Origin of the sequence: Exiguobacterium abrahamii, assembly GCF_015645365.1 — a bacterium.
Taxonomy (GTDB): Bacteria; Bacillota; Bacilli; order Exiguobacteriales; family Exiguobacteriaceae; genus Exiguobacterium_A; species Exiguobacterium_A abrahamii.
In genome coordinates this window covers 1,630,352-1,641,811 of sequence record NZ_JADOYC010000001.1, presented here as the reverse complement: position 1 = coordinate 1,641,811, position 11,460 = coordinate 1,630,352, and the positions used below count along the sequence as shown (strand labels likewise).

Annotated in this window: 10 protein-coding genes; 9 read left to right on the top strand and 1 reads right to left on the bottom strand. The window is 45.0% G+C overall.

Annotated features, from left to right (window positions below; translation table 11 throughout):
• The 4 genes from ITJ88_RS08530 to ITJ88_RS08515 all read left to right on the top strand — a co-directional run bounded on the left by ITJ88_RS08530 (window position 1) and on the right by ITJ88_RS08515 (window position 2,903).
• A complete protein-coding gene (locus ITJ88_RS08530) occupies window positions 1–333 on the top strand; it encodes a PadR family transcriptional regulator (protein WP_195865354.1) in 333 nt (110 codons plus the stop codon).
• Window positions 323–850, top strand: coding sequence for a DUF2812 domain-containing protein (locus ITJ88_RS08525; RefSeq protein ID WP_023467879.1), 528 nt, complete (start codon window positions 323–325; stop codon window positions 848–850). Before ITJ88_RS08530 ends, ITJ88_RS08525 begins: the two co-directional genes overlap by 11 nt.
• A gap of 283 nt (window positions 851–1,133) precedes the next feature.
• Window positions 1,134–2,267, top strand: a complete 1,134-nt coding sequence (locus tag ITJ88_RS08520) for a hypothetical protein (RefSeq protein ID WP_195865353.1) — start codon at window positions 1,134–1,136, stop codon at window positions 2,265–2,267.
• An 18-nt stretch (window positions 2,268–2,285) separates the two neighbouring features.
• Window positions 2,286–2,903, top strand: coding sequence for a hypothetical protein (locus ITJ88_RS08515; protein WP_195865352.1), 618 nt, complete (start codon window positions 2,286–2,288; stop codon window positions 2,901–2,903).
• A 54-nt stretch (window positions 2,904–2,957) separates the two neighbouring features.
• On the opposite strand, the gene ITJ88_RS08510 is transcribed toward ITJ88_RS08515, so the two are convergent.
• Window positions 2,958–3,596: an SDR family oxidoreductase gene (locus ITJ88_RS08510; protein ID WP_195865351.1), complete on the bottom strand. Its 639-nt coding sequence runs from the start codon at window positions 3,594–3,596 to the stop codon at window positions 2,958–2,960.
• 264 nt (window positions 3,597–3,860) lie between these two features.
• Between ITJ88_RS08510 and ITJ88_RS08505 the strand changes: the two genes are divergently transcribed.
• The 5 genes from ITJ88_RS08505 to ITJ88_RS08485 all read left to right on the top strand — a co-directional run bounded on the left by ITJ88_RS08505 (window position 3,861) and on the right by ITJ88_RS08485 (window position 11,398).
• A complete protein-coding gene (locus tag ITJ88_RS08505) occupies window positions 3,861–4,691 on the top strand; it encodes a transporter substrate-binding domain-containing protein (RefSeq protein WP_195865350.1) in 831 nt (276 codons plus the stop codon).
• A complete protein-coding gene (locus tag ITJ88_RS08500; protein WP_058705140.1) occupies window positions 4,684–5,481 on the top strand; it encodes a transporter substrate-binding domain-containing protein in 798 nt (265 codons plus the stop codon). Before ITJ88_RS08505 ends, ITJ88_RS08500 begins: the two co-directional genes overlap by 8 nt.
• A 102-nt stretch (window positions 5,482–5,583) precedes the next feature.
• On the top strand, window positions 5,584–5,871 hold the full coding sequence (locus ITJ88_RS08495) for a hypothetical protein (protein WP_195865349.1): 288 nt from the start codon (window positions 5,584–5,586) through the stop codon (window positions 5,869–5,871).
• A 156-nt stretch (window positions 5,872–6,027) separates the two neighbouring features.
• Window positions 6,028–8,232 carry a glycoside hydrolase family 3 N-terminal domain-containing protein gene (locus ITJ88_RS08490; RefSeq protein WP_195865348.1) on the top strand — a complete coding sequence of 735 codons (2,205 nt, stop codon included), beginning with the start codon at window positions 6,028–6,030 and terminating at the stop codon, window positions 8,230–8,232.
• Window positions 8,192–11,398 carry a GH36-type glycosyl hydrolase domain-containing protein gene (locus ITJ88_RS08485; protein WP_195865347.1) on the top strand — a complete coding sequence of 1,069 codons (3,207 nt, stop codon included), beginning with the start codon at window positions 8,192–8,194 and terminating at the stop codon, window positions 11,396–11,398. The genes ITJ88_RS08490 and ITJ88_RS08485 overlap by 41 nt, the downstream gene beginning before the upstream one ends.
• The last annotated feature ends 62 nt before the right edge of the window (window positions 11,399–11,460 follow it).

Below are 11,460 nucleotides of genomic sequence, written 5' to 3'. Positions count from 1 at the left end.
ATGGCAAGAACAGTGCAGGAGACAGCATTAACAGAAGCTGTCTATTATATTTTACTGTCACTTCAACAACCCCGTCATGGCTATGGCATCATGCAATTCGTCCAGGAGTTGAGCAACGATCGGGTCAAGTTAGCTGCTGGTACGTTGTACGGCGCACTCAGCAGTCTGGTCGATAAAGGATGGATTGAAGCGATCGAGCAAGAAGCAGGGCGGAAGAAAGAGTACATCATGACGAATCAGGGGCGGGAGAGATTAGAGGTAGAGCTGGATCGATTAAAAGAATTCGTACGACATGGACAAGAAACGATGGGAGTGGATCAAGGTGAGCAGTAAAACGGTCTATCGCTTTTACGCTGATTATGCAAAAGAAGAAGTGTGGTTAAACGAGATGGCAAACAACGGCTGGTACTTACAGCAGTTTCGACTCGGACGTTATGTATTCATCAAAGGTGAACCTGGTATGTACACGTATCGAATCGAGTTATTAGAAAACATGCCAAAGCATCCGAAGTCGCAGGACTACTTTGCGTTTTTGGAAGAGATGGACATCGAAGTCGTGGATACATCATTCCGCTGGGTCTTCTTAAGAAAACGGACCTCGGACGAACCATTTCATTTGTACTCGGACTTTGATTCACAGATCCATCACGAACACCGGATTTTGCAACTCTATAAAGTCGTTTTTTTCGTGAACATCATTGCAGTGCTCATTAATTTATTTAATCCGATTACCGATACGATGATCTGGTTCAATCTCGCGATCGTGACGGGTCTCTCATTCGTGATGCAACGCCACGAACGTAAAATTCAAACGTTACGTGGATTGCGTGCCATTGCGGAGCAGGATTAAACGCATATAACCTGATTTCGCACTTCCTCATGTCTCTAAATGAAACGTGGGGAATTTTTTTGTGGTTAGAGTCTAGGAGAATGTTGTAAAGTTGGTCAATTCGTCTAACAGTGTTGTAAGAAAGACGTATTACATCATCTAACAGTGTATAACTAGATAGAAATAACTGTTTAAATAAACAAGTCAAGGAGTCATGAATCGAATGGATAAGTCTATCCGTAAAAAGCGGATCTTTTTTAGTCTAGTGTTTTTTGTCAGTGGAAGTATCCTTTTAGCGACCTGGATGAAGGTGCAACAGGATCGAGCAAACGCAACTGTCCTACCACGTTCTTCGATTACAGCCATCGATTTTAGTCCTCAACAAGACACCGTGATGTTGGTCTATCCAGGACAGGGAAAAGGGAAAACGAATGATCCTGAACTTGCTTACAGTTCGATTGTCACGATCAACATGAAAGGACAGGTATTAAACGAACGTCAGATCCATGATCCTGCAATCACGAACATGACGCTTGTGCAAAAACCGAGTACGCCGAATGTGTTGTATGCCTCTGGCGCAGGATATCCGAACCACTTCCATACGTTCGATTTTACGAAACGACGGTTTGTTCAACATAGTGTGACGTATTTCAAACACGATCCCATGATGGAATCGATCAAACACTTTGGTCCGAATACATGGTTCAAGACGTTGAATTCATATAAAACCGGTATGCAGCGCTCGTCTCAAGGAACAGGATTTTCGCACACTTTTTCTAATTTTGATACAAAAGAAAACTATGAGACGCCTGCACGATTCGAACCAGGAAACTCGATGATGATTGAATTAAAGCAGCATTTAGCTTATGCCAGTATAGGTAGCGAAGATGAACAAGAAGAAAAAGCAGCAATGATTCTATTGAATAAACAGACTGAAAAACCAATCGTGTACCGTAAGAAGGAAGAACCTTATGCATATTCAGCCCTTTATGGAAAGGATGATACGGCATACTTCGCTAGTACGGACGGCTGGATGATTCGGATCAATGAGTCAGGGGAACAAACCGAGCGATACTATCCGTTTCTTCAGAATACGAATTTTGATAGTACCGATCCGATTCGAATGATTGATGCAACACAAGGGATTCAAGTCGTTCAACAATCTCCTCATAATAATCAAAATCGGGACCGCCACATCCTAGTCAAATGGACGTTCGGTCAATCGTTCTCGGTCCAGAAAATCAAACCGAAGTTTTGGAAAGCAGACAAATGGTACAAGTACTTATATATTCATCCCAAGACGAAAAAATCATACTTCATCGAATTTGACCCTGAACACTCGGATAAAGGAAAACTGCTCATAACGAATCAAAAGTATGAGTTGCTTCACGAGATGCCGGTTGAAGGACCGATTGGAATCGACTTTGTGATTGAGTGAGGCAGGGGGAAAGATGTTTTGAATCGTATCGAGCGATTTGAATTTGAATTTGAAGAAAAAGCGGGAGACCGACTTCCGTTGTTCACGTATCTAGAGCAACAGCAATCAGATTGGTCTTCTTTACAAGATGATGAAGCGCGTGAGGGAAACTTTCACGTAAGTATGTGGATCAGTGGAGAGAAGATTTCCTGGTCATATGACGTGCGAGAACGGGACGAAGTAACACAAGCATATCGGTTTAGCATTTTCATGCAACGCTGGAAAAACATCTGGGAATGGGATCAGCAGCGTCACTTGCTGAGTGGAAACGCATTTGGAATTCATCAAACACTAGCCGACTCCGTCAGGACATCTGCCAAGTCTGAAGCACATTTGGAAAGGGCATCGAACGAGCTTGCTGGCTACGATGCGGAAGGACTACTCTTTTATTTTGGTCCCGGACCGTGGGACGACTTTCAGGACGCAGATGATGAGCTGGATATGTTTCTCGAGTTCGATGAGATCAACTCAAAAGAGAAGATGCGTACGGAAGGGCTGTATTTTGATTACGATACCCAGCGCTGGATCGACATTCCGGCGTCGTTACCCGTCATTGGTGAGACGATGCTCGTGATGTATCGCCAACTATACGAATGATTCATTTGGTCAAAAAAAGCTCACGACTCGGAAATTGAGACGTGAGCTTTTGTATTAGAATAATTCGTTGATCGGTGTGTCACCTTCAAGCAGTGTGACGACTTGCTTCGACGCCTTGTCGTGACCGATTGCAGCTAGAATGACGCGTGCGACATCCTCACGCGGAATTTTTTTAGTTGCTTGCTCGGACGGATCCGTCGTGACGTTTCCTGTGCCAGCTTCATCGGATAGTCCGCCTGGGCGAAGAATCGTGTAGTTAAGTGACGATTCCTTCAGGACACGATCCGCGTAGCGTTTTGCAATGTAATACGGCTTCATGCTGTCAGACCATGTTTCCGGCGAATCGGCATTCAAGGCACTGACCATGATGAACTGTTTTGCATTGATTGCTTCCGCTGCTTCAATCGCTTTGACAGCACCGTCGAAATCGATCAGCATCGTCTTGTCCGCTCCTGTGTGACCGCCGGATCCTGCCGTAAAGATGACGACATCTGATCCTTGTAATGCATCCGTGATCGCCGCGACGTCCGCTTCCAGATCGAGATGGACCGGGGTATGACCTAATTTCTCAAAATCACTGAACTGGTCCTTGGAACGTAATCCTACTTTGACATCGTGCTCCGAATCCTGCAGTAAGCGAGCAGCGTGACGACCTACTTTACCATTTGCACCAATGATGAAAATCTGACTCATGTTCCATTCCTCCATTTCACGATTTGATGATTCTGTTTCAGTATGGAAAAGACGAAGGGATTCTGTAAAGAGAGACGACTTGTAGAACTGTAACCGTCATCAAAATATCTTTTTAACGCTTTTATGCATAAAATCATCAAATTATCTTGAAATCACGTGTAAGTGTGGTAGGATAATGACTATTACCCACACCGAAAATCATTTGGGTTAAATTGTAGCAATATTCGGTGAATGGGCAACGACGAAACAGAAAGGAGAGATACGATGAGAAAGAAACCATGGCTACTGGCAGGACTTGTTTTGACAGGCGTTGCCGCTTGGACGATTTGGAATCAACAGACGGATGCCAAAGCACATGACATCTTCGAAGACCACAAGCTGGTCGTCGGGACGACGGGGGATTATAAGCCCTTTACATACTGGAACGAGGAACGGAATCGTTATCAAGGCTTTGATATCGATGTCATCCAAGCGTTCGCCAAAGCAGCAAATCTTGATGTGACGTTCGTCAAGACAACATGGCCGACATTATCGGAGGATACGAAATCAGGAAAGTTTGATATCGCTGTCGGTGGCATCACGAAGAAAGTCGAGCGCGAGGTCGTCGGAGACTTTACATCGTCGTATTTCTCCTTTCAAAAAGCACCGCTTGTAAAGAAGAAAGATGTCGAACGCTTGAATTCGCTCGCTGCAATCAATAGTCCAGCAGTCAAAATCGGCGTCAATCCGGGTGGCACGAACGAAGCGTTCGTGAAGAAGCATTTTCCGAAAGCAGATGTGACCGTCTTTGAGAACAACTTGGACATCCCGAAAGCCGTAAAAAGCGGACAAGTCGATGTCATGGTGACGGACGACATCGAGGCGTTGCATTACGCGACAGAACTCGATCTTGCGGTGCCGAAACTGACAGAGGCATGGGAACCAGCCGAGATGGCGTATTTGATGAAACCGGACCAAAAACAGCTTGGAGATGTTTTCCAATTATGGATTGAAAGTGCAGAAGGGCAAGAACAGGTTGAACAACTAAAGAAAAAATGGAACATCGTCTCGACGCGTGAGACGGTCGGAGCGAAAGGAGCGGGAGCACATGAGTAAATGGGGATGGATCGTCGTCGGAGGTGGCGTCCTGTTTGCGAGCTTACTGACGCTATGGCAATCGGAGCAACCACGACGTGTACAAGCGAAGAACGTCTTTGCGACGAAAAAAATCGTCGTCGGAACGACTGGGGATTACAAACCATTCACGTACTTGAACCGGAAGACGAACGAGTATGAAGGGTTCGATATCGAAGTGATCCGTTCTTTCGCGAAGACGACCGGTATCGATGTCGAATTCGTTCCGACGACATGGCCCACGCTATCTGCTGATCTTGCTAGCGGGAAATTCGATATGGTCGTCGGGGGTGTGACGAAGAACATCGAGCGCGAGATCATCGGCGACTTCACGTCGAGTTATCTGTCATTCCAAAAGACACCGCTCGTCCGTAAAGAAGATGCTAAACGTCTTGCTTCGATCGAACAAATCAATCGTCCAGACGTGACGATTGGTCTAAATCCAGGCGGAACGAATGAACAATTCGTCCGTAAGACGTTCACGAAGGCAAACATCGTCATGTATGAACAAAACCTCGATATCCCGCACGCGGTTGCCTCAGGTGAAGTCGATGTTATGATCACCGATACGGTCGAGGCGATTCATTATGAAGCGCTCGACAAGCGACTCGCGGCACCAAGAATTCAAGAAAAATGGATTCCGGCAGAGAAGAGCTACCTCGTTCGAGAGTCGGAAGGAGACGTCGTCGATGTCTTCAATCTCTGGATGCAATCGCACGAAGGTCAAGAAGAGATGGAGCAATTAAAAGAAAAATGGCAAGTGGCGTCTTAAGTGGATCGTGTCTCCGTATAACAGGAGGCACGATTTTTTCGTAACAGGAATCTAGTAGGAAAGGGCGAACAAGTATGTAGAAGCAAATTAGGAGGAATCAATATGTTGAAAAACGTGTCAGCGAGACAATGGCTCATCATGACCGTTCTTTTTGCTGGTATCACTTACACATGGATTGTCATCGGAGAGTCATGGATTAATCCTACGTTGTTATTCGGAGGGGCGCTTATATTTACAAGTGGTGCAGTGCTCTCATTTAGTCTCGCGTTAGCCCGAACTGTTCGATTAACAGGAATCGGATTAACGATGATGCTGGTGTCGATCGTCACAACGCTCGTGGTATCCGCTAGCGTCGTTTATGGCGTGTATATTTGGGCGGAAAGCATCTAAACAAAGTAAGAACTCTTTTTTGAAAAGAGTTCTTACTTTTATGTTTTTATCGAAACGTTTCGAAAGAAAGGTTGAAGATTTTTATGAAAGCGCTTATAATTTTGATTAACAGGTGAAACGTTTCGATAAAATTTAGGGGATAAGAGGTGCTGATAGATGAACGTTGAAACTTTACTACAGCAAATGACGCTACAGGAAAAAATCGGACAGCTCGTTCAAATTCTCCCTTCTGTCTATGATCCACAGACATCCGATACTGTGACTGGACCAGTGGCTCAACTAATGGAGGAAAGTGGTCTGACAGAGGACAACCGTTATGAATTGGGATCTGTCATAGGAATTCATCAAGCAGAACAGGCATTTCGCATTCAGCAAAATTATTTAAAACATAATCGATTAGGAATTCCATTATTGTTCATGGCGGATATCGTTCATGGTCATCGAACGATTTATCCAGTTCCGTTGGCGCTTGCTTCTATGTGGGATAGTGACGAAGTGGAAATGATGGCGCGTCAATCTGCTATCGAAGCAACAGCTTCGGGACTGCATGTTACTTTTTCGCCAATGGTGGATCTTGTACGTGATGCGCGTTGGGGGCGTGTCATGGAATCGACAGGTGAGGATGTTTGGCTCAATGGAGAATATGCGGCAGCATTCGTACGTGGTTATCAATCAGAGGATTTAAAACAAGCTGATTCTTTAGCAGCTTGCGTCAAGCATTTTGCGGCTTACGGTGCCGCTGAAGGTGGTCGTGATTACAATACGGTTGATATGTCGGATCGTGAATTACGAGAGTTTTATTTACCGGCTTATCTACGGGCAATCGAAGCGGGTGCCCGACTCATCATGACAAGCTTCAACGTCGTTGATGGTGTTCCCGCAACAGCTAGTACGTATCTGTTACGTCAAATTCTTCGAAAAGAGTGGGAGTTTGACGGGGTCACGATTTCGGATTGGTCTTCTATTAAGGAATTAATCCAGCATGGTGTCGCGGGTTCGCTTGCTGAAGCTGGAGAAAAAGGAATCAAGGCGGGCGTCGATATCGATATGATGTCAGGTGCTTACTTAAATCATTTGGAACAACAGATTGATGATCAAGTCGTTTCGATGGACTTATTAGACGAAGCAGTACGCAGAATACTTATGTTAAAGCAAGATCTTGGGTTGTTTGAAAATCCTTATCGTGGTATTGATCCTGAACTTGAGAAAAGAGTCCACTTATCTGAAGGTCATCGGAATACAGCACGGCGTTTAGCTGAAAAAAGTTGTGTCTTATTGAAAAATAATCAAGTCCTGCCATTAGCAGAAGATCAGCGGATCGCGTTGATTGGACCTTTTGCTGCTTCAACAGATGTACTTGGTCCATGGGCAGGCAACGGAAAACGTGAAGAAGCGGTTTCCATTCGAGAGGCGTTTGATGAAGCGAATGTTGATTATGTTTTTGCGGAAGGATCAACGATTGATACGGAAATTGACTGGGATCAGGCGATGGAAGTAGCGGCGCAAGCAGAAGTGATTCTTATAGCTTTAGGTGAAGCGTCTTGGATGAGTGGAGAAGCCGGAAGTCGAACGGACATCCGTTTGCCGAAAACACAACGCGATGGATTGGCAAGACTTGCGACACTTGGAAAGCCGATCGTGACCGTGCTATTCAACGGGCGACCACTCGATCTTCGAGATGTCGTTAATCATTCCGATGCAGTGCTTGAAGCATGGTATCCGGGAACAGAGTCAGGACGAGCGATTCACCGTTTATTATATGGTCACGTGATTCCTTCTGGAAAACTAACGATTTCATTTCCGTATCATGTCGGTCAGTTGCCATTACGTTACGATACCTTACCGACGGGGCGACCGATGACGATCGAAGGCGCTGATCCACGCTATACAAGCAAATACCTGGACGCTCCAAATGAAGCGCTATTTCCATTTGGTTTTGGATTAAGTTATAGCGATTTTACCTATACGCAGTTAAGACTATATGAGCAGCCGCAGGGAACTACATGGGAAGCATCCGTTATTGTTACGAACGAAGGCACATTAGATGCGGAAGAAATCGTTCAATGGTATATGCATGATCCAGTTGCTGACGTGTCACGTCCCTTACGTCAATTAAAAGGATATGAACGCGTTCTTGTGAAAGCAGGTTCCAGTCGAGAAGTGACATTCCGTATCGATGCTTCGATGCTAATGTATCAACATCCGGATGGTTCGGTTAAAGCAGATGCTGGTGAATTCATTCTCTATGTTGGTACGGATAGTACATGTGCATTACATGAAAAATTTTGGTTGAAACAGACCGTTGAAAAGGGGCAATTTGATGAACACATTAACGACCGTTCCACATCTACGACACGATGAATTTAATGTGACACTAACTGAAGGCGGCGACATTCGTCAAATCCGTTACCAAAATATCATGATTAATCAATTGATTCATCATCCATTTGATGAATCCTTGATGAATGTATATGTTCGTCATGGTTCCAGTGCGGCCTTACCGTTACTTGGTATCCATTCGCCTAGTAAACTAGCAATATCTGAGCGTACGATCAGCTGGAAAGGTGACTACGAAACATTCGGATACGAGGTCGTCGCAAGTCTTCACACGACTGGCATGCATTTTAAAGTCTCACTCACTGGGGAAGGAGAATTTGACGTAACCTATGCACAGGATTTAGGGCTGGCTGACGAAGCCGGTGTACGTACGAATGAGGCATATATGGCACAGTACATTGACTACGTCGCGACCGAACATGGGATATTGGCTCGACAAAACCAGCGACAGTCGACGGGCTTTCCGAGCGTTGCGATTCTTTCGCATGACCGAATCGAAGAGTTTGCGACGGATGGTTTCGATGTGTATGGTGCGTCATTTCGGCAAACGAATGTAGCAGAGGGATTAAATGCACACTTACCCTCTCGAATAAATCAGTATGAGTTCGCATTACCGACGATTCGAACAGCTGTCAAAGAATCAGCTGGAGAGCTATCTTTCCAATTTGAGCTACGGTTCATTCCTTCGATGGAAGAAGCACTTGATGAACAATCGATTGATCAATTTATACCTTTATATGAGCGTGAGGAGCAACGGAAGGAACATCACCGTACGGCTTTCTTACAAACACCAAAGACGATTGTCGGGAATACAGCGACGAAACAACAACTCGACGATTTGTATCCGGAACGGTTGCTTGAAGAATGGGAAGGAACACAGTTATTGTCCTTCTTTACACCTAATGGTCATCATGTCGTTCTAAAAGAAAAGGAACTTCTTGTTGAACGTAGTCATGCAACCATCTTATTAAATGCGGGAAGTTTAGCGCCAACAGAAAAGAAATTGGCGACAACAGTCCATATGAATGGTGTCTTCAATTCGCACATCGTATATGGGAATACGAATTACAACAAGTGGATGTCGAACGTCAGAAATCCTTTGAACATCCCTAAAACGTCTGGGCAACGCATATACATTGAGCAAAAGGAAGCCTATCAATTATTAGCGTTACCGTCGATTTTTGAAATGGGATGGAACGAAGTGATCTGGTATTACTTCTTAGATGACGAGACGATTGAAGTCCGAACATCAATTGGTGCTGAGCGACCTGTGCTTGAGACGACTGTTAAGACGCGACATCCGCGTGCGATGAAAATCAGTCAGCAAGTGACGATGCATACACAAGAATATGATGTGCCGTTTCAAATGGAACAGATCGGAACACGCCTTCATTTTACGGCAACAAAAGAATCATTGAGTAAACGGATTCTACCTGATTTGACATACACGCTTGAAATGGATCAGCCTTTTTCAACGGGCTCCACATCTGAATGGTTAACTCAGCCAATCGTAGACGATTTGGTGTGGTTATCTGTCGGAGCGACCGATCATCTTGTCATGAGAATGGGGGCAGGAATGCAGTGTGAATTCAATGCTGACGAAGAACGGAAGTCTTTCAATCAATGGAAGGCTGCTTATCGAAAAAACCTCAAATTTGAAGACGTCTGGCAGGACGCGAATGCTCTACAGTTTCAAGTAGACTGGTACATCCAAAACATGCGGATCCATTACCAATCACCGCACGGCTTAGAGCAATATGGAGGTGCTGCGTGGGGAACACGCGACGTATCGCAAGGCCCGATGGAATTTTTACTGGCGTTCGGTCATTTTGAAGAAGCTCGCGCATTACTGCTTCAAATTTTTTCACATCAATTCGAGGGAGGACATTGGCCACAATGGTTCATGTTTGATGAATATGCTGGTATCCAGCAGGAGGATAGTCATGGTGATGTGATCGTCTGGCCACTGAAGGCATGCGCGGATTATCTTCAGAGAACACACGATTGGGCGTGTCTCGATGAACTACTTCCATATCGAACAGAGACCGGTCAGGAAACACTAAAACAATCGCTCATGCATCATGTGGAACGAGCGTGTGCACGGATTGAAAAGGATTTCGTACCGAACAGTGTCTTTTCCGCATACGGCGGAGGCGATTGGGACGATACGTTACAACCAGCAGATGATGCGTTAAAGAAAAAATTAATCAGTACTTGGACGGTAGCATTGACATTCCAAACATTCCGTACGTTAGCAAACGAGTTACCACAATCGTCATTGAGCATACGATTAGCGGAATTAGCTACTACCATCGAACAGTCCTTCCAGTCAGAAATGATTCTGGACGGGGTCATCCCTGGATTTTTACGAGTCGAAAAAGATGGATACCATCCGATGATTCATCCATCAGATGATGGACTACCAATGAAATATCGCTTGTTACCGTTGACCCGTAGTATCATCGGAGAACTCGTTACACCAGAACAAGCTATGCAAAACTTACGGATCATTGAAGAACATTTAAAGTTCCCGGATGGTGTGCGTTTGATGGATCGCCCAGCACAATATCGTGGTGGTGTGAGTCGTCATTTCATGCGGGCAGAACAAGCAGCTAATGTCGGTCGTGAAATTGGGCTGCAGTACGTGCATGCCCATATTCGTTACATTGAAGCACTGGCGAAAATCGGAGCTGATGAAAAAACCATAACGGAAGCATTTGATGTCATTAATCCTGTGAATCTAAAAGTGCCAAAATCAGTCCGCCGTCAGAGAAATGCGTATTTCAGTAGCTCGGATGCTGCGTTTACGACGCGTTACGAAGCGCAAGAACGTTGGAACGAATTAAAAGAAGGTAAGATTCCGGTTAAAGGCGGATGGCGAATTTACTCGAGTGGACCAGGTATCTGGCTGAATCAATTAATGACGAACGTCTTGGGGATTCGAGAGCATTCAGACGGACTACTTCTTGATCCAGTCATAACCGGAACTATCCAGATGGACCTATTCGATATCCCTTGTCGTATTCGAATCACACGGGGGGAACAACGACGCATTATATGGAATGGACAACTGCTTAATCTTTCAAATCAATCCAATCGTTATCGTCAAGGTGGCAATCTATTGCCACGTGAGGCGTTAAAACCGATACTTCCAAGTGGAAACGAATTGCAAATCGAGCTTCCGCTCTAAAGTAGGACAGGATGACTTCGAGGAAGTCGTCCTGTCCTTTAGCATATGAGAAATGGAGTGAA